General features: G+C 39.2%; 20 protein-coding genes. All 20 read right to left on the bottom strand.

The genetic code is table 11. The annotated features are described in order from the left end of the window. Positions 1-22: 22 nt before the first annotated feature. Positions 23-415 carry a hypothetical protein gene (locus NST21_RS08700; protein WP_340888697.1) on the bottom strand — a complete coding sequence of 131 codons (393 nt, stop codon included), beginning with the start codon at positions 413-415 and terminating at the stop codon, positions 23-25. Continuing rightward, entirely contained in the window at positions 393-1,409 is a 1,017-nt protein-coding gene (locus tag NST21_RS08695; protein WP_340888696.1) for a hypothetical protein, read from the bottom strand. Before NST21_RS08695 ends, NST21_RS08700 begins: the two co-directional genes overlap by 23 nt. Beyond that, the gene (locus NST21_RS08690) at positions 1,384-3,624 is read right to left on the bottom strand and encodes a tyrosine-type recombinase/integrase (RefSeq protein ID WP_340888695.1); all 2,241 of its coding nucleotides are present in this window, start codon (positions 3,622-3,624) and stop codon (positions 1,384-1,386) included. Before NST21_RS08690 ends, NST21_RS08695 begins: the two co-directional genes overlap by 26 nt. Position 3,625: 1 nt before the next feature. After that, on the bottom strand, positions 3,626-5,968 hold the full coding sequence (locus NST21_RS08685; RefSeq protein WP_340888694.1) for a hypothetical protein: 2,343 nt from the start codon (positions 5,966-5,968) through the stop codon (positions 3,626-3,628). Further along, positions 5,968-6,546: a ribonuclease HII gene (rnhB, locus tag NST21_RS08680; protein ID WP_340888693.1), complete on the bottom strand. Its 579-nt coding sequence runs from the start codon at positions 6,544-6,546 to the stop codon at positions 5,968-5,970. The genes NST21_RS08685 and rnhB overlap by 1 nt, the downstream gene beginning before the upstream one ends. Before the next feature lie 416 nt (positions 6,547-6,962). After that, a complete protein-coding gene (locus tag NST21_RS08675) occupies positions 6,963-7,220 on the bottom strand; it encodes a hypothetical protein (protein ID WP_340888692.1) in 258 nt (85 codons plus the stop codon). A gap of 191 nt (positions 7,221-7,411) precedes the next feature. Then, entirely contained in the window at positions 7,412-8,284 is an 873-nt protein-coding gene (gene ylqF / locus NST21_RS08670) for a ribosome biogenesis GTPase YlqF (protein WP_053345306.1), read from the bottom strand. Positions 8,285-8,301: 17 nt separating this feature from the next. Beyond that, positions 8,302-8,862: a signal peptidase I gene (gene lepB / locus NST21_RS08665; protein ID WP_053345305.1), complete on the bottom strand. Its 561-nt coding sequence runs from the start codon at positions 8,860-8,862 to the stop codon at positions 8,302-8,304. 219 nt (positions 8,863-9,081) lie between these two features. Then, on the bottom strand, positions 9,082-9,429 hold the full coding sequence (gene rplS, locus NST21_RS08660; protein WP_053345304.1) for a 50S ribosomal protein L19: 348 nt from the start codon (positions 9,427-9,429) through the stop codon (positions 9,082-9,084). A gap of 130 nt (positions 9,430-9,559) precedes the next feature. Further along, positions 9,560-10,294, bottom strand: coding sequence for a tRNA (guanosine(37)-N1)-methyltransferase TrmD (gene trmD, locus NST21_RS08655; protein ID WP_056526714.1), 735 nt, complete (start codon positions 10,292-10,294; stop codon positions 9,560-9,562). Next, complete coding sequence (rimM, locus tag NST21_RS08650; protein ID WP_053345302.1) at positions 10,294-10,812, bottom strand: ribosome maturation factor RimM; 519 nt, start codon at positions 10,810-10,812, stop codon at positions 10,294-10,296. Before rimM ends, trmD begins: the two co-directional genes overlap by 1 nt. 10 nt (positions 10,813-10,822) lie before the next feature. Then, positions 10,823-11,209 (bottom strand): YlqD family protein, encoded by a 387-nt coding sequence (locus tag NST21_RS08645; RefSeq protein ID WP_053345301.1) that lies wholly within the window; start codon positions 11,207-11,209, stop codon positions 10,823-10,825. A 224-nt stretch (positions 11,210-11,433) separates the two neighbouring features. Beyond that, positions 11,434-11,664 (bottom strand): KH domain-containing protein, encoded by a 231-nt coding sequence (locus tag NST21_RS08640; RefSeq protein WP_053345300.1) that lies wholly within the window; start codon positions 11,662-11,664, stop codon positions 11,434-11,436. A gap of 13 nt (positions 11,665-11,677) precedes the next feature. Beyond that, complete coding sequence (rpsP, locus tag NST21_RS08635) at positions 11,678-11,950, bottom strand: 30S ribosomal protein S16 (protein ID WP_053345299.1); 273 nt, start codon at positions 11,948-11,950, stop codon at positions 11,678-11,680. A gap of 153 nt (positions 11,951-12,103) precedes the next feature. Continuing rightward, positions 12,104-13,444, bottom strand: coding sequence for a signal recognition particle protein (gene ffh, locus NST21_RS08630; protein ID WP_053345298.1), 1,341 nt, complete (start codon positions 13,442-13,444; stop codon positions 12,104-12,106). Positions 13,445-13,455: 11 nt separating this feature from the next. Further along, entirely contained in the window at positions 13,456-13,788 is a 333-nt protein-coding gene (locus NST21_RS08625; RefSeq protein WP_056526708.1) for a putative DNA-binding protein, read from the bottom strand. 107 nt (positions 13,789-13,895) lie between these two features. Continuing rightward, a complete protein-coding gene (locus tag NST21_RS08620; RefSeq protein WP_340888691.1) occupies positions 13,896-16,682 on the bottom strand; it encodes a VWA domain-containing protein in 2,787 nt (928 codons plus the stop codon). Next, positions 16,672-18,435: a BatA and WFA domain-containing protein gene (locus NST21_RS08615; RefSeq protein ID WP_340888690.1), complete on the bottom strand. Its 1,764-nt coding sequence runs from the start codon at positions 18,433-18,435 to the stop codon at positions 16,672-16,674. The genes NST21_RS08620 and NST21_RS08615 overlap by 11 nt, the downstream gene beginning before the upstream one ends. Positions 18,436-18,444: 9 nt before the next feature. After that, positions 18,445-19,308, bottom strand: coding sequence for a DUF58 domain-containing protein (locus NST21_RS08610; protein WP_057213576.1), 864 nt, complete (start codon positions 19,306-19,308; stop codon positions 18,445-18,447). Next, on the bottom strand, positions 19,308-20,312 hold the full coding sequence (locus tag NST21_RS08605) for an AAA family ATPase (protein WP_340888688.1): 1,005 nt from the start codon (positions 20,310-20,312) through the stop codon (positions 19,308-19,310). Before NST21_RS08605 ends, NST21_RS08610 begins: the two co-directional genes overlap by 1 nt.

The raw sequence follows: 20,312 nt of genomic DNA, 5'->3' as shown, positions 1-20,312 counted from the left end.
TATAAGCAGTACCTAAAATGGATTAATCCAATCTTTCCAATTCCAATTCGTATAAGTTAATCATCTTTTCAACCATATCCATACTATCTCTTAGTTTCATTAATTTTTCGTCATAAGACTTAACAAACTCTTTTTTGTTAGGATAATTAAGATCTTCAAGCTGCAATGTTTTATTTCTTAAGACCCCTTGTTGCAGTAACTCCATCTCAAGGTTTTTTAACATATCTTTAAGCAATGGATTTTGTCTCAACGCACTTTTACTAAAGCCACACTCTTCACATATAAGTGTTCGTCTTAACTTTTCTTTACTAGGGTTAAGAAACTTGAACCAATCGTCTTGGTGATTGTGTAGCTTAATGAATTCATCAAATGCCTTTACGTTGTTAGCTCCTTTAATCCGTCCCGATATAGACATCACTCGCCCTCCCGATGACAATTTCATTGAATCCTTCATTTACCGAAACCTCTTCAAATTTGTCATCAAACCTAATAATTAACTCACTAGGAATAGTAGTTTTAAGTCTAATCCTGCTCTTATTTACATTTCTTTCTAAACACTCTTTCGTATCACAAAAAATTCTTACACACACAATCTTGCAATCAGATTTTAGGTTTCTTATATACTTCAATATAATTCTCCTTATCGATTGAGTATGATTTGTTCCATCAAAGTATACTACGGAACCTACATTGTGTGGTTTGTGATCTGCAATCCAAGAAGATTTTCCACTTGCAAAGTTTCCGCATAATACATAAACAACATTAGGTGGATAACTTTTTTGAAACAGGCTATTAAAATTCAATAAAGCTTCGTATGTTAGCTCAAGTAAATCCATATTACTTATGTTTTCTCTTTGAGTTTCCGAGTACACGTCAATTATTTCTTTTTTCACAAAGGGAATCATATTGGTATTACGACCTGAATCAATTTTTAGTCTTTTAATCTCTGCTTCATAGAATTCACAACGATCTTTTAGTTCTTTTAACTCGATAAGAGTATTGGTTTCTCTTTCTATTTGTTCAGGAGTTTTTTTTGCTAGGTACATATATTTATGAAGTTCATCAAGGAGTTTCTTGAATACATTGTCAGCCTGCCCACTTATAAAATCCAAGTTTTCTTGGCAAATTCTCAATTCATTTTCAAGTCGTTGAGCTTCTATTTGCCACTTGGTTTGTTCATAATTTTTTGTTGAAGCTAATTTGAGACGTGAAGAGGGCTTATTGTTTTTTATGACATCACGTACTTCAACCCAATCGGGGTGTTGCGAGTAAATGGTTGCACGACTAACTTCAGAGACTTCAGCTACCTCTGTAATAGTTATTTTTTCCTTACCACTATCGCGTAACGATGCAATCACGGAATAAACTAGTTTGAGTGCTTCATCATGTTTTAATATCTTGTTTGCCATAATTATGCCCCCATGCTTCCGAAATCAGGAAATTCCCTCTTACAAGATCAGGAAAACACATTTTTACGTAATCCATTCCTTTTAATTCATACAACCTTTCAATACAATCCCTTATAGTTTTGTTCGAAAAACGCTTCTGCCCCTCACTACAATGATCATCTTTTATAAAATTAGCATGAAATTTGATTGTATCTTTAAGGTCTTCTATTGAATTGAAGGTGAATACAGACCAATTGCAATCCGTTACATTGCAATTACAAGATTCCGGCGCTAGATGAACTAATCCAGAATGAGTATTTGTACAAATTGCTCCGAAAGACGTTCGATGTAAAATGTTTAAACCGTCCTGTAGTAAGATTTGAATATACTGCTCAAGCCCCTCCCAACCGTCATCATTCAATTTTGCCTTAAATATCGTTGATTCATCAACTAATCTTTTAATCCTGTTTCCTGCTATACCGCCAATACATTTTTTGTCTAAAGCCTCTAGTAATTCACTAAGCAACTCTTTATTTCTTTCAATAATAGCTAGTTTCATTTCTTCAGCCATACCGGGCATTTTCACGATATATGAGAGCGTCATTGCTAGACTCTTGTGGGAAAATAATCTCCTAATAACAGTGATGTTGTTCGGATTTTGGTAAATTGCAAACATAGCAATTGTTTTACGAAACTGATGAGGATGAATGTGTTCTATTCCAAGATTTTCACACCAACGGCCAAGAAACTGATTGATACTTCGAGCAAGAATCTCTTTTCCGAAGTTTGAAGTAGGACTAACCATCAACTTCTTTGATTTTCCCCATATACGAGCCTTCTCTGTTAGAGCTTCTAAACATTTAAACGCTTTATACGCTATTGCCGGTACTGGAAGAACTATCGAATCACCTGTAGAACCTTCGGATGTTTTAGAAACTGTTATTCTAATTCGAAAATCATCTTCAGACCCTTTAACTTGCCAACAATTACCGGCTTCAAGAAGGTACATTTCACTATTTCTCATTCCCGTAACCAAAAAGAGAATGACAACGCATGAATTTCTTAATTCCGTTACAAGTTCCATAGCTTTTATCTTAATTTTAAATACATCATATACAATAGCAATGTCTACACTCTCTAATTCAATCCCTAATTCCAAAGCTATATCTACTACTTCGCTTTGCTTTAATCTCCAAATATTAGAAGTGAATATTGAATTATTCTTATTCCACTCAGGATGATTCTTAACGGCAGTTCTAAGTTTGTTATTTAAGTCACTGCTCATAGTAACTTGACTATAATCCGTGAATTTATAGCTTTGAACTTCTAATAGTTCCAAATCCATTTTCAATAAATCGTAAATAGCCTTCCCCCATTCGAAGGACTGGATTTTAGCACTTTCCCCACCAGCAATAATGGGCCAAAGGACAGCGTAGAGCTCTAGAACTTTAACAGATTTTTTTTCAATATTATTTATGCAATAAGCAACTAACTCCGAAAGCGCATCAATTGAAATAGGCAAATACTCGCCCTTATTATCTTCTGCATTTTTAGCCAGTTTTGAATACATATCGTCATCGAATGGTTTAAAATTAAGGCGATAATCCACTGGAATCAACTTGCTTTTAGATAGTCCCGCCCAATGTTTAACTTGTTTAACGAAGTTATATATAGCACCAGGATCCTTCAAATCATTATTGATAAAATCTGAAAAATGTTCTTTTGTTAAGTAAAAAGTGTTAGTAAAAGACCCATTTCCTTGAATATCAATAAAAAGCCTATGTTTATAAAGAAACTTCCCTAAACTTTGAAGTTGCTTTAAAATTGTTTTTGATGTATTAAAAGATTTTATATTTTGTAAACAAGCATTTTGAGGTAAGGAATAAAATGCTATCATCTTGAGCAAACGACATAGGTATTTGTTTTCAATTGCAAGTAGCGAAACACCACCCGAAATTTCTTTGTCCCAAGAAAAAAAACAATCATCTTTATAAATTGGGCTTCCTTCTTGTCTCCAATCCCAAAGAATATCTTTAAAGGCGCTTAGTTTACTAACCTTAAAATCTTGTATTTGGTCAAATGGGATTTCTGAAAGGCTATAGAAATTAACAGAGACTTCATCTAACTTTTCTTCCTCAACTTGGGGATTAACGTCGTCTATTTCTTCATCCATAAGTTCTGCCTTGTATTTTTCTGTTATTTGGTCAATAGCTAGATCATACAGATTTTTCCCCATTCTACACACCTCTCATTATCTGTGGTAAAACTACAAAACCCATCCTAGCCAATTCCCATGCATCTTTTACTTGGTCCTCATTGTTCCAATATTCTAAAATTTGATTCCATGCATCATACTCATCACCGTATTTAAGTACCCAATCAGAAGAACTATGTGATTTTTTTAACTTATCCAAATCTAGAATTCTCCGGGCGATATATGGCAGGGCTTCGGGGAATACAATAGCTTGTTTACAAAGGGAGCACTTGTTAAAATATCTACATTTTTTACCTTCACCAACATAATCATTCCACCCCGGCCACGATGGGTTCATAGCGTCTTCACAAGCGAGAATATATTTTTGCGAACCTGCATCTAGCAAGTGTATAATCGTTTTTTCATCCAAGTAATGTTTTACTGCTTCTTTTTTTATTAGTTTCAACTTCTCTTGCTCCGTCTTTGCATCATTGATGGCGTTACGGAGGGATCGAAGTGATGTTGACTTCACTACCCGAACTTTCAAATTAGTCAGATCTTCAACAAATTGTTTTTGAATCTCTTTTATCGTTAAATCAAGTATAAGGTTGGTACTTTCATCAGATATATAATGATCGATGGACCCTACGTCATTCTGACTTAGATCTTCACCGAGTTCTCGTTCAGTTTCACCCAAAAGTTGTTTAATTGAAACATACCCAGATCGAACCTTTGGATGAGAAACACCGGTTGTATCTGAAAAATATTTAAAGTTATGACGCTCGATAAATCTTTTACTAACACCTGTAAAGATTGGGTGTTCATTGAATGATGAAATAATTTCTTTTTGAGATTCGGGTATAGTAAATTGCCATAAACACCCCATCCTGTAGTAAGGGCTATCCTTATATTGGGTAATTATGCTTTCAACATATTTCAGTAGCTGATAAGTGTCTAACATCTTGTTTTTGTTCGAGCGACGTGTAACTTTTAAGAATTCCTTATCATTTGAACCGCGTATTTTTCTTCCGTGAATTATTACATAATTTTCGGGATCTATTAGATCCGGCGTTATATGTGCATCCACATCATCACTTATTGAGAGTAGACTTTCAACATTCCATCCCGTATTTATTAGGGCAAGAAGGAAAAATGGATATAAAGTATCGCTTACAAAGTGTTTCGCGGCGTAAACCGCCATTTTCCCCAAAGTTCCGTCCATGAATTTGATTTTACGACAACTATAAGATACAGCACTGTTAACCTTGAATGCCAATGGATATTTAGCCTTTAAAATTGTAGAGTTATCAAGATGCTTGCTATTTAACAAATCCTTAGCTTCATCAATAGGCAAATAATAAGGGAAAAGTGGGAACCGTTTCTTTAATGTGCCTAAAGCTAAATTGAATTGTGATATGGCTCTGTCTTGATCAGGACGTTGAGCAATTCGGGTCGCAAACGGAGATCGTCCACAGGAAGCTAGTTCCAATCCTCTTTGTATATATAAATCTTGTATCTGCTCGATTGTGTACCCTAGTTCCGCCATTCCTTTCTGAGCATTTGGAGCGTTACGTATAAGCCTTTTAATCCAACCTCTTTTAGATTGCTTTTGCTTTATACGGCTTTCCTCGTTCCTCATCATGCCATAATGAAGAAAACACATAAGATTCTCTAAATTCCAATCTTCAGTTACAAGCTCTTCATCAAGTCTTAGATACGCCTGATGAAAACTCTTGATATGCTTTATATCCTGTTTACAGGCATTAATTAGCTCTTTCATTTCTCTAGGATGATATCCCTCAATTGTACCCTCGCTTTTCCCCGGACCATGCGGCCAAGTAAAACCCACTCCTATTGATGGATCTTTAGGAAATAGCTCTTGTAATCGTTGCACAATTCGTTTAATTGCTGAAAACCATTTGCGATAACGACTATCCTTGGGATAGGTACTCAGTAAGTAATTAGAAAATGATTTAGCTACTAATATGTTAATGTCATTTACATTGGATACATAATTATTACTCAAATTATATTGACTATTAAGAAACTCAAGAAAGACTATTACTCCTTTAGCAATACCTTTAATAGTTGTTCGGCTACAATTCGGTACTATAATTTCGTTCATTCCTGCTATAAGTTGCTCAATTAAGGCCTTGTTTTTTGGATATTTACGTACTAATTCAGAGAAATCAACTGTATAGTTAACCTCTTTTCCTCTATCCTTTACGTGATAATAATTTACGTATGTTACAGAAGGCACATACTCTCTTGCAGCAGACCTTGAAATAATGGACTCCTTAGAAACATCCAGTGTTAGAGCGCCGTCATTTGATGGTTCTTCAACCTGCTTTACCACCGTTTTCTTTAACAACGCTTTTTTTGCCATTAGAACAACTCCAATTGTTTCTCTAATAACTTGCGAATGGGGGCATATGTTTTTCGATGGATAGGGCAAGGTCCATATTCTTGTAACGCTAACATATGACCTTTTGTTAGATAACCTTTGTGCTTGTCAAAACCATATTGGGGATAAATCTGGTGCAACTCCCTTATTACTTTATCCCGTTCGACTTTAGCTAAAATAGAAGCTGCACTGATGGCAGGAATCAAATCATCACCCTTCACAATAGCCTCAGCTGGAATATCGATGTTAGGTAATTGATTCCCATCGACAAGTACTTTATTAGGCATAATATGCAACCCTTCTATGGCCCTTCTCATGGCAAGAAGTGTTGCGTTCAGAACATTAAGTGCTTCTACTTCCTCAAGGGATGCTATGTCGATACTCCAGCTAAGAGCTTTATGTTTAATTTCTTCAGCCAGCTCTTCACGTCGTTTAGCAGAAAGTTTCTTCGAATCTCTTAAACCCTCAATAGGTTTGTCGGGATCAAGAATACACGCTGAAACCCATATCCCTGAAATTGCCGAACCTCTACCTGTTTCATCTACTCCACATACGATCATCCTCATTACTCCCCTTTTAACTGCTTAAACCTATTTTAAATCCAATATGAATTTATGGATTTTATTCTATGTAGCTCCTTCATTCGCACTTATATATGAAGTATCAGATTTATCCAGTTATAGCTTTCTACCTTTACTACAAATAAAACCACATTTCTTTCAAGATAGCTTTGTTGCACAAGGAACTAGGTAAGATCTACATTCCAATAAATAATAATAAAATCACAATAGAATCAATATCTATCACTAATATAATAATTAGTTCTACTCCCCATGAACCTAAAGCACAACCCCACTGAATAAAAAAAATCACCTTTACAGGTGATGCTTAACTATATTCATTCTAGATAAATATCTATAGTTAGTCAAACGAATTTTTGGTAATATATTTCTGAGTTAGACACTCTTTTCTAAAGTCATATAACTCTTCCTACTTCATCGATACCGGCAAGAACTGAAAATCCCTGTTTTCGCAACTCCCGTTCAAACTCCGTCATTTTCATAAAATTATTCTTTACCTGTAGCTCTTTTTCATAGGCTCTTTGCCATTTACTTACTAAGTCTGTTACTCCCTTTCGTCCATCCTCCTGACATTCTTTTAAGAACGAATCTTCTGGCTCGCTTACTGTTTTTAACTTTGAAGAGATTTCTTTTATACTCATGGCAGTTTTCATCATTTATCACCTATCATTTTAATTATCGGCAGTCGTGTTTCATTTCTACAGCTTAAACAAAAATACGGAGCGGAAAAGAGACATCAAAAAGGGAAAAAAACCTTTTGATATCTACCTCCAGCTCCGTATCAACCCTATACACAGACATTCCTTTTAAAAATCATGTCTATGTTCTCTAACCTCAAAAGAAGTTATTCGGGGGTATTTTCTTCTTCTTTTTCTATCGGTAGCTCAAACGTGAGCGGCCCCATCTTTTCAGAACGGATTTCTCGAACGACCAATTCTGCGGTTTTATCATAATCAATAAAGCCCCCAGATGCTAGACAACCTCTGAACTTTCCAACTGCATCAAATAGTTCAAGCGTTTCTTGAGGAATTACATCCAGATTATAACGGGATTTCAAACGATCCGGATATTCTCTTTCCAAAAAGCGAAGGCCGTATAAAGAAACTTCATGCAAGTTTAAAATCGTATCTTTGATTGCTCCTGTTAGTGCTAGTCTTAAGCCAACTTCCTGATCCTCAAATTTAGGCCAAAGGATCCCCGGAGTATCCAGAAGTTCTAATTCCTTTCCTACTTTTATCCATTGCTGTGCTTTCGTAACACCAGGTGTATTCCCTGTTTTGGCAATGTTTTTTTTAGCAAGACGATTGATTAAAGTCGATTTCCCTACGTTCGGAATACCGACAATCATAGCACGAATCGCACGCGGCTTAATTCCTCTTGATTCCATCCGATCATACTTTTCTTTCAAAAGTTTCTTAGAGGCAGCTGTAATCTGGTTTAAGCCATTTCCTGCCTGTGAGTTAATAGCGATTGCCGTTTTACCTTGTGATTTATAATACTCAAGCCACTCATTGGTTTTTACCGGATCAGCCATATCAGCCTTATTCAAAAGGATAACCCTTGGTTTATGCTGTATGATTTCATCGATCATCGGATTTCGTGAAGATGCAGGAATCCGGGCATCCACAAGTTCAAAGATGATATCGATCAGTTTTAATTTTTCTGTTACTTCCCTTCTTGCTTTGGCCATATGGCCAGGGAACCACTGTATTGTCAATGGAATCAACCTTCCTACTATTCCGCCAATCTAAAATCTTCAATCGGCCAATAAACTAATTTAGTTTTACCTAACACCTTATTGTAAGGAACAACACCAACGCCAATATGGCGGCTGTCCTTACTAAAACGGCGATTATCTCCTAAGACAAATAGATGGTCTTCAGGCACGGTTTCTTGTTCTATGACATCACTTAATGTAAATGGTTCTGTCAAAGCTCCGCCATCAATCAACTGCTTTTTATATTCATCCAAGTATGGCTCTGCATAGGCTTTTCCATTCACGTAAAGCGTATCATCTTTATATTCTATTTTTTCGCCTGGCAACCCAATGACCCGTTTTATATAATCCTTGCCTTCAGGGGCTTCAAAAACAATAATATCGAATCTTTTCGGTTCACTAATTGAATAGGAGATTTTATTTACGAGCATGCGGTCCGTGTCCTTTAATGTCGGCATCATGGAATTGCCGTCCACGACAATAGGAGCCAGGAGGAAATAACGAATCAGCGTGGCTGCTATAACCGCGATTATGACCGCCTTAGTCCATTCCCACAATTCATTTTTCTTTTTCGTCATCCTTACCCACCCTTTTAGAAAGCATATCAACAATTATTTTAACATGTTGCGGACGCTATAGCGAGCAGGATTCTTTATAGTCTTCACCCTGATGAGCGATTATTTTTTCTTCAAGTGCAAAAAAAGGAGCCTGTTAAACAAGCTCCTTTTTTGCATAATACTGTTTGGTTATTCACCATATGTGAATCATGGCAAACCCGCATAGAGATATTCGAAGAATTAACGACGAATTTCTTTAATACGTGCTTTTTTACCACGAAGTTCGCGTAGGTAATAAAGTTTCGCACGACGTACTTTACCGTGACGGATAACTTCTAATTGCGCAATTTTTGGTGTGTGAAGAGGGAAAGCACGTTCCACTCCAACGCCGTAAGAAATCTTACGTACTGTGAAAGTTTCACTAACTCCGCCGCCACGACGTTTGATTACAACGCCTTCAAACAACTGGATACGTTCGCGAGTTCCTTCAATAACCTTTACGTGTACACGTACTGTGTCACCAGGTCTGAATGATGGAAGATCTGTGCGAAGTTGTTCTTTTGTGATATCGTTAATAAGATTTTGCATCGATTTCAACTCCTCCTGGACGCTCTTACAAATACTAATTGTTTGCAGCGGAACATCGTTATAAGACTGAGCATTTTGCCCAAGTCACAAGGTATATCCTATCATACTCTAGATGCTGATGCAATAGACATCAGTCTTCTTTTTGAATCTCTGACAATAATTTTTTTTCAACGTCCGAAAGTTCATAGCTTTCGAGCAAATCCGGTCGTCGATTCCACGTCCTGCGTAATGACTCTTTCATCCGCCATTCATCGATTTTTTTATGATTACCGGATATAAGCTGATCAGGAACTTTCATTCCCCTGAAATCTGCAGGTCTAGTATAATGGGGATGCTCTAACAAACCAGAAGAATATGAATCAAGAATCGGGGAGTCTACATTTCCTAACACGCCCGGAAGCAAGCGAACAACGCTGTCTATAATAACCATAGCACCCAATTCACCACCTGTAAGCACAAAGTCACCTATTGATATTTCATCTGTGACAATATGCTCCCGGATGCGCTCATCATACCCTTCATAATGTCCGCAAATAAAAATAAGATGATCTTCTTTCGCAAACTCTTCAGCTTTTCTCTGCGTGTAACGCTCTCCCTGTGGACATAGCAAGACAACTCGTGGCGTTTGCTCAGCGTGCCCTTTAAGGGCTTCTACGGCGTCAAAAATGGGTTGTGCCTTCAATACCATCCCTGCACCGCCACCATACGGATAATCATCTACTGTCGAATGCTTATTGTCTGCATAATCACGAAAATTGGTCACATTGTAGCTGACAGCCTGTTTTTCTGCGGCCTTTTTTAAAATTGACGAGCCAAATACCCCTTCGAACATTTCTGGAAATAGCGAAAGTACATCGATTTTCATCAGTCTAAAAGCCCTTCCATCGGTGTGATGATAACTTTTTTAGCAGATATATCTACTTCTTTCACAATTTGATCAATATATGGAATTAAAATATCCTTACTGCCAGCTTTCTTAATGACCCAAACATCATTGGCGCCCGGCGTTAGAACCTCAATGATTTCCCCTATTTCTACACCTTCATCTGTAAACACCGAACAGCCGATGATTTCATGGAAGTAGAATTCACCTTCATCCAATTTACCTAGCTGAGCTTCCTTAATTTTCAAGACTCCATTCCGGAAAGCCTCGACCTGACCGACGTTGTAGTAGTTTTCAAACGTCAATAAGTTAAAGTTTTTATGGTTGCGATGCGACCTGATAATAAGTGGCAAAGGCTTTTTCTCTGTTTCTCTAAATAAATACAGCGTATTGCCTACTTTGAAACGCTTTTCCGGAAAGTCTGTTGATGAAATAACACGGACTTCACCTAAAAGACCATGTGTGTTGACAATTTTACCTACATTAAACCAATTTTCCATTCTTTCACCTCTAACGAATTTCCGAGACGATTCCATCTTTAATGACAATAGTCTTCGTTGTCATAAGTTCGTCCCAATCTGCCCCAATTTCTACCTCAATGATACTTTGAACTTCCCGTTCCTTCAGTTCGCTTCCAGTAGGAAGGATTTCCAACTGTTCCATTTGAAATTCAAGCAGTTTGATTTTTTCTTGCCTTTGGTTTATTTCTTTTTCAAAATGAGCACGGAGACTAGCGGGCTGAAGGTTCCTAGTTTTTTCAAGTTTTTTCAGTTCAAAACGAAGCTGTTCACTCTCTTTTTGAAGCTGTAGACGTTTTGATTTGTACTTCTCGAGGAGCTGATTCTTGCTGGATTCCGTTAATACTTGGTTAACGATTACATTTTGGAGAATTTTCATTCCAGCACCTCCTATTATCTATGATTTCTTATTTCATTCAAAAAATATGTATGATAGGGTAATCTTTTTGAAAAATGGGGGTCATTCTCTTAAGTATAACGTAAATCGGTAAAAGATGCGTCTTAAAAAGGCGTAAAGTTTAAACTCCGAGTCGTATTTGAATATGATTAAAGTCGGAATTCAACTTTCTTGAAGTACAAAAAAAGGAGGGGTATTAGCCCTCCTTATTCGGAAATCTCCAAATAGATTTTCTTCTGCTGTGAGGATCCTGCTGCATATACCACAGTCCGAACCGCCTTAGCAACACGCCCTTGTTTACCGATGACCTTGCCCATGTCTTCTTTATGAACGGAGAGGACATAAACAATTCGGTCGGACTCTTCCTTCGAAGTCACGATGACTTCTTCCGGATAATCCACAAGTGCTGAAACAATTGTTTCAATTAAAGCTTTCATCAACTACCGTCGATTACTTGCTGTTTTTTGCAACATGGAATTTTTCCATGATGCCTTGTGTTGAGAATAAGTTACGAACTGTATCAGATGGTTTAGCTCCATCTTGTAACCATTTAAGAGCAAGCTCTTCGTTGATGTCAACTTTAGCTGGTTGAGTCACCGGGTTATAAGTTCCTACAACTTCAATGTAACGTCCGTCACGTGGTGAACGAGAATCTGCAACTACAATACGATAGAAAGGAGATTTTTTAGCTCCCATACGTTTTAAGCGAATTTTTACTGCCATTTTAAATAAGCACCTCCGAATAGTTTCACACAAGATAGTATAATATCAAATGTCTTGTATGTTTGTAAAGGTTTTTTTCTTAACAGGTAAAAAAAGTGTTGAAATACATGGCTTCAGCCTGTATTTACGCCTCGTTTCGACCTAAAATAAACCTTACATGAACGGGAATTTGAATCCCTTTTTCTTCCCTTTTTGCATGTTTGTAACCTGTTTCATCATCTTTTTCATTTCTTCAAATTGCTTTAGTAAACGGTTCACTTCTTGAATAGATCTGCCGCTTCCTTTGGCAATCCGTTTTTTGCGGGACGCATTCATGGTTTCTGGATGTTCCTTTTCCTGCGTTGTCATTGAACGGATGATAGCTTCAACATGACCGATCTGTTTCTCATCGATTTGAAGGTTATCCATCCCTTTCATCTTGTTCGCACCAGGAATCATTTTCAAAATGTCATCAAGCGGTCCCATATTACGCACCTGACCAAGCTGCTCAAGGAAATCATCAAAGGTAAAAGTAGCGGTACGCATCTTTTTCTCTAATTCTTTCGCTTTTTCTTCATCTACATTGGCCTGTGCTTTTTCGATAAGGGTTAATACATCACCCATACCGAGGATTCTTGAAGCCATCCGTTCTGGATGGAATGCTTCAAGTGCATCCAATTTTTCACCCATACCGACGAATTTAATCGGCGTGTTGGTAACTGAACGAATCGAAAGTGCCGCACCACCACGTGTATCCCCATCAAGTTTCGTTAATACGACCCCAGTCAGGCCAAGCTGCTCATTAAAGCTTTGGGCCACATTGACAGCATCCTGCCCGGTCATCGCATCAACAACGAGGAAGATTTCATCCGGTTTGGTCAATTCTTTGATATCTTTCAGTTCGCCCATCAGGTTTTCATCAACATGAAGACGACCTGCGGTATCAATCAACACATAATCATGATGTTCTTCCTTCGCTTTTTCGATCGCCTGTTTGGCAATTTCTACAGGACTGACCTGATCCCCAAGGGAAAAAACAGGCATGCTTAATTGTTTGCCAAGTGTTTCAAGCTGCTTAATCGCCGCCGGACGGTAAATATCAGCCGCAACGAGCAATGGCGTGCGGTTGTATTTTTTTCTAAGAAGATTGGCAAGCTTTCCGGTGGTTGTCGTTTTACCTGCCCCTTGAAGCCCTACCATCATAATGACAGTCGGTGGTTTCGAGGCAACGGCTATCTTGCTCTGTTCGCCGCCCATCAGCTCCGTCAATTCTTCCTTAACTACTTTAATTACCTGTTGACCGGGGGTTAAGCTTTTTAGCACTTCCTGGCCTACCGAACGTTCACTTACACGCTTTACAAATTCCTTCACGACTTTAAAGTTAACGTCCGCTTCAAGTAGGGCCAATCGAACTTCACGCATCATTTCTTTAACGTCTGCTTCGTTGACCTTCCCTTTTCCGCGGATCTTTTGCATCGTGCTCTGCAGTCGGTCGGCCAATCCTTCAAATGCCATATTGCCGCCTCCTAATCCAACTTCTCAAGCGTTGTGATTGCGTCAAGCAGCTTCTCTTTTGAAAAGGATTCCTTTTCTATGAGTTCCTTCATATTCGCAATCCACTGGTTACGCTCTTGAAATTTTTGAAATAACAATAGCTTTGCTTCGTATTCCTCAAGCATTGCTTCTGTTCTTTTTATATTATCATAGACTGCCTGTCTACTCACTTCGTATTCATCGGCAATCTCCCCAAGAGAGTAATCATCCAGATAGTAGAGGGACATATAGCTCTGCTGCTTCTCTGTTAACAACGATTGGTAAAAGTCATACAAATAGTTAATCCGCGTTGTCTTTTCAAGCATCTTAGCAAGCCTCCCTGCTGTTAAGTGAAAACCCTTTACAAGTTTATATTGTATAGCGTTGCCTATTTGATGTCAAGCTAAACTCCTTACCACTTGTTTGGAAAGCATTATTTTTTTCGTTTTCTCGCTTCCAGAAGGCGTTTCATCTGGCTCTCTCGTTCTGATTCGGATAATTTCTTTTCAGGTTGGTTCTGTTTCATGCGTTCTGTCACTGGTCTTACAGATTGATTATTAGACTCTGATTTCAGGTTTGCCTTTCCTGTTATACGTGTTTTATGTGTCGCTTCTTGCACAGTTTTCAGTTTCTTGACTGTTTCAGCCGATTTTAATGATTTACTTCCTGTCTTTTTAGGAATTCCTGCAAATAGGTGCATAACTCTATGCAAGCCAAAACGCCGTATTGTAATTTCTACAAATAAAAGTAGGAACGCCGTTAAGAGAAGCCAATGGCTAATGCTTTGCTTTTGTCTGGATGTGGTCTGTAAATCACGGAATGCCTGAGCCTCCGTTTTCAACTCCTGGCCACCCGAAACAGCCAACAATTCCTTGATAAGCGACTTGTTTAGACCTTGCTGCAGGTACTCTTCTGAATAGGGCACAGTGAAACCTGTTTGATACAGGTTCGTACCACCCTCATTGTTTTCCTGTTTTACACTGATATAATACATACCAGACTGCTTCGGAATAATAATTTCATATTTCCCGGGAGCAACGAGTTTTGTATTCGCATCAACTATTTGTCCATTTTCCGAAACCACATTTGCAGATAAAGGCAGGTTGTTTTGTGAGGCTGATTCTAGCATAATCACGGTTTCTTCACCACTATTTTCCTGTGTAAGAGTATATGGCTCACTTTCGAATTTAGGAAGCGTGATTGTGACCAATTGATTGAGGAAAGAGCCCCACTTACCCCAAGCAGGCCAATCGCCAGACCATTTGCCACTTAGATCCGAGGTGAAGGCCACCGTCGTCCCCATTCCATATTGCCATTGAGCGAGGACTGGATCATCTTTTTCACTGACCAACGGCAGGAAAGCACGCTGTTTCGTCGTTGTCGCGATGTATGCATTCATCTTAGGTACTCCATCATTAAACAAGCCATTCCATTCAGGAGTATCCTGTATGGATGGATAAAACGGATTGTCCTCGATATATGTACGGCTCGCCATCACCGTTTCACGTGATAAAATGCTTGGAATTAAGGAGGCATCCGTGACATCGTAAAAACGCCCCGTTCCGAATTCAGCCAAGTCCTCGAGCAAGTTCTTATCGGCATCGCTGCCAATGGACACCGTTGAAAGTGTTATGTTCTTTTCCTTCCCGTCTTCGATTAATGCTTCATAATCGCTAGAAGTATTTGACTGACCGTCCGTCAACAAAATAATATGCTTACGCTGTAACTTTTCATCCATTAACTTGTTATACGCCATCTCAAGAGAACTGTAGATTTCCGTACCACCTCCTGGAGCAAGCGAACGGATTTTCCCCATGGCTTCTTCCTTATCCGTGAGTGGACCGGCTTCGATAATTTCCCAAGGGCGGTCATCAAAGGCAATGAACCCGAAGGTATCTTTCTCACGTAAAAGCTCTACGGACCGGGCCGCGGCTTCTTTTGCTAATGAAAGCTTGTTGCCAACCATACTGCCTGACCTGTCGAGAACAATCATTAATCCGAGCGAAGGCATTTCTTTTTTTCCTTTGATATCCATGTCCACTGGTAGCAGATGCTCAATTGGAGTCTTGAAATACCCTCCAAGTCCGAAACTATTTTCTCCTCCAGTCATCACGAACCCATTGCCGAATTCCTTGACGGATTGTTCGATTAATTTCATCTGATTTTCCGAGACAGAGGTTGCGGAAACATTGTTAAACACAATCGATTGATACTGTAAAAAGCCAGATAATGTAGTCGGCAACTTTTCTGGTACGGTCGTCTCAACAATCAGTCCGCTTCCTTTCAGAATTTTTTCAATCCGACCGGTCCCTTCTGCCTCGACAATAAGAATTTTTGGCGTCCCTTTTACTTTCGTAATCGCCTGTAGCTGATTATTTTCCGTAAAGGTGTCCTTTTCGGCAATGATTTCAGCTTTGTATACCTGTAAACCTGTATCATCTGCAGTATGGTTAAATGTGTATAAATTGGACCCTTCCTTTACATCCACGTTTTTTTTGATAATTTCCTGATCGTTCAGTGAAATACGAACCGTCGCTTTTTTTGCTGAATTACTATCCACTTCTAAAGAGAGCTCCGTTTTTTCTCCTTGATATAAGGAAGGAGGTATCGTTAAATTCCTGAGAGCAATGTCCTCGCCAGCCTCCTCAATTAAAGGGACCACATCGAGTTCGATGTTTTTGTTCTTTAGTAATTTTGCCCCTTCCACGGCATTGCCGGAAGTTTCATTGCCATCCGAAAAAAGCACAATCCTGCCGCTTGAGTGACTCGGAATAAGCGATGAGGCAAACTGAATTCCAGACTCTAAACGGCTTGCATCTTCATCAACTTTGCCACTATATTGAGTAATGGATGAATGTTTTGTCGTCATTGCCTGCTCGGCAACAGCACTGTCACCAAATGCAGCCACCGCAAACGAATCATCTTTATCCATTTCCTCCGTGCTTTTTTCAATCCAGGCGAGCGTTTTAGCTTCCGAATCTTTGACACTTGCAGAACGATCGACTAAAAAAACCACAGTTGATCCCTTAAGAGGCAATAATATTTGCGGAACTGTCAGAGCTAAGATGATGAGTAAAAAGATCAAGGACCGCAGTACCGCTACCACCGTCGTTTCCTTTTGCTTAGCCTGATTGCGTGATTTAAGGAGATAAAAATAAATAAGTCCTGCACAGGGAATGAGTAATAAAAAAATAAGCGGATAGGTAAACTCAACGCCCACGACGATACACCTCCCATTCGAACATCAACAGTAGAAGGGCAGCACATGCTAGCCAATACCATAAATAATCCTGTTTATTATCGGATGCCTCTTTCATATCGGTCGATTTTGTATTTATACTGAATGAAGGAGCAGAGACAATGCTTTTTTCACGTTCGTCAAGCAACACGGAAAAGTAAAACACTTGATCTCCTGATATAGCTTCGTATGTACTAGGCTTTCTTGGAGCCTTAAAACCTTCTTTCTGTAAGTCTACGGAATTGAGATTATTTCCAGACTCTGAGAAAATAGCTAGTTTTTGTGTATCTTTCCCAAGGTTCAACCACTTTTCTTCACCAGGCTGGTAGTACCCCAGAAAATTCGTTTGCTGTGTCAGCCATTGAAACGAGTTATATAAAAAGATTGGAAAACCCGGCTGCAACGGCCAATCACTATCAGCAACAGAAAAGTTCAAGGCAATGATTGGTTGGCCTTGATATGTTCCTTTTTGAATGAGTGGAAAGTCGCCGCTTACGAGTACATTTGTCCATTGTTTATTGATAGGAGGGGATGTTGATTCAATATAAATTTTCTCTGTTTGAACATACTCCATCAAGGGATCATCCGTTCCTAAAAGCTTTTCTGTTAATTTTTGTTTTCCTTTTTTAGCCTCGTTCACAAATAGCAGCGGATATGAACCAAGTTCTTCTAGTTCCATCCCTTGAGCAATCACAACCCCATCCTTTCTAACTTTTTCTTTATCTTCAAGTTGGATGACGTCAAGCCCTATTGTTTCAAGAGCATTAATGAGAAAAGCATTCACATTTCCGACTGCATAAACCTTTTCATAAATCGCCGATTGAATAGCCGTCATTTCGTTGTCAGCGGAATAATTATCATTCGCATTGATGGAAGCCGTGTAATAAGGCTTTTCTTTGAGTACTGGAATATCGACCGTTTTCTCACTATTAGCTTTAACAGACAGTTTTTTGGTAAAAAGAACTTCTTTTCCATTCGTAACTTGGAATTCGAGGGTTTTATCCTTCTTGGTTTGATTTTCAACGACAGCCACTCCGGTAATGCCTTCTTTGCGGTTGGCCGTACCAAATGAAAGTAATGACAGATTGTCATTATGACTACTGAAATTATGTACATCAATCGGTATATTTTCAGATAGCCCGCTAAGGTCATCTTTCACAACCCTATCAGAAAAAAGATGGATGACCGTTTCTTTTCCGTTGGAAAGTGAGTCCGCTAATTTCAGTGCTTTATCAATATTTTCATGATCATACGTTAACTCTAATGCTTCAGTTTGTTTTTTCAGTACAGCGTGGTTAATCTCATGATTAGCACGGATGATGGGCTTTTGACCAGCTTCTATGATAGTCACTTCTTGATTATCTACTTCTTTAAGCATCTCCATCAATTCTTGTTTAGCCTTCTCAAAACGGGTAAGTTCCCCATCTTTTGCACTCATTGTAGCGGATGTGTCGACTATAAGGATAAGGTGATCGCCCGGAATTCCTTTTTGAAACCAAAAGGGACGGACTAACGAAAACATGAGGAGAAGAAGCACAAGAATCTGTAGCCAGAATAAAAGGTTATGCTGCAATTTATGAAGCCATGGGGAAGCTTGCCATTCATTCAGGACCTGCTCCCATAATAAATTGGATGAAATCGTTGTCGTTTCATATTGCTTCCGGAAAAAATAGAACAAAATCACGGCAGCGATAAAGATTATTAATAGAAAAAAGAGCGGATTAGAAATATGCATATCTTCACCTCAATTCATTAGCCCATGGCGTGGAAAGTCTTGAAATAAAATCGTCTGTATATCAGTTTCAGCACTGATAAGAATATAATGGCAGCCAAAACTCCGGCATACCCCTTCAAGCTTTTGGTTATGTTCGTTAAGACGAGTCTGATAGTTTCCAATGAGCGAAGGATGGATGCTTACGTTGACTGCTGTATCCATTTCGCTGTCGACCAGTTTTAAGTCTCCGTTAAAAGCAGGATTTAGTTCCTCTTTTCCCAACAGTTGAATGAACCAGATTTCTTGTTTTGCAGAACGCATTTTCCTCAAGGTCGCCTCCACTTTATCAAGGGGCTCAAGACCGTCGGAAATAATGATTGACAGCTGATGATTCTTCAACATTACCTTGCCCAACTGATCATAAAAATGACCACTTTTCTCGGTATCTTCTAATCTAGCAATCTCCCGAAAAACGCCTTTTCGGTGAACCGCTCCCTTTCGGCGAATCGGATGGGCAGTCTTGGACGCAACTGGAATAAAGGCCAGCCGGTCCTCACCAGCAAGGACGACAAAACTTAACGAAGCTGCAAGCTGGCGTGCCAGCTCCCATTTATCCGGGAGAGCACGCATCGACGAGGTCACATCCAAATATATAGCTACGGACAACTCTTGTTCATCGAGGAACCGTTTAATATAATGCTTTTGTGTTCGTCCATAGACATTCCAATCTATTTGCCTCACGTCATCTCCTGGTTGATAGGCCCGGAAATCGGAAAATTCAAGGGAGGTGCCAAACGCACTCGATTTCCTTGAACCTTTATGCATCCCACGTTTCCGTGTTTTCACAAGTAATCTTTTTTTCTGCAATCTTTCTAAAAAAGCATAAGAACCCATCACACTGACAGTCCTTTACCTAATTTGTACGCCGATTCAACGACTTCAGCAATGATGGAATCGGCCAGCACCCCGCTTGCTTCCGCTTCAAAGTTGAGTAAAAGTCGATGCCTTAATACAGGATAAGCCGTTTGCTTTAAGTCTCCGGCAGAAACATGATAGCGTCCTGCAAACAGAGCTCTTGCCTTTGCCATTTTTATTAAGCTTTGCAGTCCACGGGGGCCACTTCCAAATTGCACATACTTTTGGACTACTTCCGGAGATTCCTCTGTATTTGGATGAGTACTGGCAATAATGGAAACCGCATAATCTAGCATTTCATCTGAGACAAGTACCACTTTTACTAGTTGCTGCAAAAATATGACATCCTCAATTGAAGCTGCTTTTTCAATCCTAATGGTTTCTTTGCCTGTCGTTCTAAGAACAATCTGCTTCAATTCCTCCTTTGATGGGTAACTGACATGAATTTTGCAGATAAACCGGTCCATCTGTGCTTCAGGAAGTGGATATGTCCCCTCCATATCAATCGGATTCTGGGTCGCAAGCACAAAGAACGGCTGTTCAAGCTGTTTCGTTTCTCCCATCACCGTCACAGTTTTCTCACCCATTGCCTCAAGTAGCGAGCTTTGGGTCTTTGGTGTCGCCCGGTTGATTTCATCAGCAAGGACGATATGCGAAAATAGCGGCCCCTCATGGAAAATAAATTGTTGCTTCCCGTCTTCATCAGGCTGTAACAACATCGTTCCCGTAATATCGGATGGCATTAGATCCGGTGTGAATTGAATCCTAGAAAACTCTAAATCCATGCATTCTGATATCGTCCGAACAAGCATCGTTTTTCCGAGTCCCGGTAGCCCTTCAAGCAGCACATGGCCGCCAGCAAAAATACTCCATAAAACTTGCTCGGTCACTTCCTCCTGTCCAACGATGAAACGGGAAATCTCCCGCTTGACCTTATCAATCAGCACTGCTGCTTCATTAAATTGCTGTTCTTTCTCGTTCAT

It is taken from the genome of Peribacillus sp. FSL K6-1552, from assembly GCF_038005205.1.
Lineage (GTDB): Bacteria > Bacillota > Bacilli > Bacillales > DSM-1321 > Peribacillus > Peribacillus butanolivorans.
The sequence above is the reverse complement of the archived record's forward strand: the minus strand, read 5'-3'. Positions and strand labels throughout refer to the sequence as shown.

Excerpts from the sequence above, each read along its gene's own strand:
- NST21_RS08685 (WP_340888694.1), bottom strand. The coding sequence starts at position 5,968 with ATGGCAAAAAAAGCGTTGTTAAAGAAAACGGTGGTAAAGCAGGTTGAA.
- NST21_RS08615 (WP_340888690.1), bottom strand. The coding sequence starts at position 18,435 with ATGCATATTTCTAATCCGCTCTTTTTTCTATTAATAATCTTTATCGCT.
- ffh (WP_053345298.1), bottom strand. The coding sequence starts at position 13,444 with ATGGCATTTGAAGGATTGGCCGACCGACTGCAGAGCACGATGCAAAAG.
- NST21_RS08700 (WP_340888697.1), bottom strand. The coding sequence starts at position 415 with ATGTCTATATCGGGACGGATTAAAGGAGCTAACAACGTAAAGGCATTT.
- lepB (WP_053345305.1), bottom strand. The coding sequence starts at position 8,862 with ATGACGAAAAAGAAAAATGAATTGTGGGAATGGACTAAGGCGGTCATA.
- NST21_RS08605 (WP_340888688.1), bottom strand. The coding sequence starts at position 20,312 with ATGAACGAGAAAGAACAGCAATTTAATGAAGCAGCAGTGCTGATTGAT.
- rnhB (WP_340888693.1), bottom strand. The coding sequence starts at position 6,546 with ATGATCGTATGTGGAGTAGATGAAACAGGTAGAGGTTCGGCAATTTCA.
- NST21_RS08690 (WP_340888695.1), bottom strand. The coding sequence starts at position 3,624 with ATGGGGAAAAATCTGTATGATCTAGCTATTGACCAAATAACAGAAAAA.
- rplS (WP_053345304.1), bottom strand. The coding sequence starts at position 9,429 with ATGCAAAATCTTATTAACGATATCACAAAAGAACAACTTCGCACAGAT.
- NST21_RS08610 (WP_057213576.1), bottom strand. The coding sequence starts at position 19,308 with ATGGGTTCTTATGCTTTTTTAGAAAGATTGCAGAAAAAAAGATTACTT.
- rpsP (WP_053345299.1), bottom strand. The coding sequence starts at position 11,950 with ATGGCAGTAAAAATTCGCTTAAAACGTATGGGAGCTAAAAAATCTCCT.
- NST21_RS08640 (WP_053345300.1), bottom strand. The coding sequence starts at position 11,664 with ATGAAAGCTTTAATTGAAACAATTGTTTCAGCACTTGTGGATTATCCG.
- NST21_RS08645 (WP_053345301.1), bottom strand. The coding sequence starts at position 11,209 with ATGAAAATTCTCCAAAATGTAATCGTTAACCAAGTATTAACGGAATCC.
- rimM (WP_053345302.1), bottom strand. The coding sequence starts at position 10,812 with ATGGAAAATTGGTTTAATGTAGGTAAAATTGTCAACACACATGGTCTT.
- trmD (WP_056526714.1), bottom strand. The coding sequence starts at position 10,294 with ATGAAAATCGATGTACTTTCGCTATTTCCAGAAATGTTCGAAGGGGTA.
- NST21_RS08695 (WP_340888696.1), bottom strand. The coding sequence starts at position 1,409 with ATGGCAAACAAGATATTAAAACATGATGAAGCACTCAAACTAGTTTAT.
- NST21_RS08625 (WP_056526708.1), bottom strand. The coding sequence starts at position 13,788 with ATGCTTGAAAAGACAACGCGGATTAACTATTTGTATGACTTTTACCAA.
- NST21_RS08675 (WP_340888692.1), bottom strand. The coding sequence starts at position 7,220 with ATGAAAACTGCCATGAGTATAAAAGAAATCTCTTCAAAGTTAAAAACA.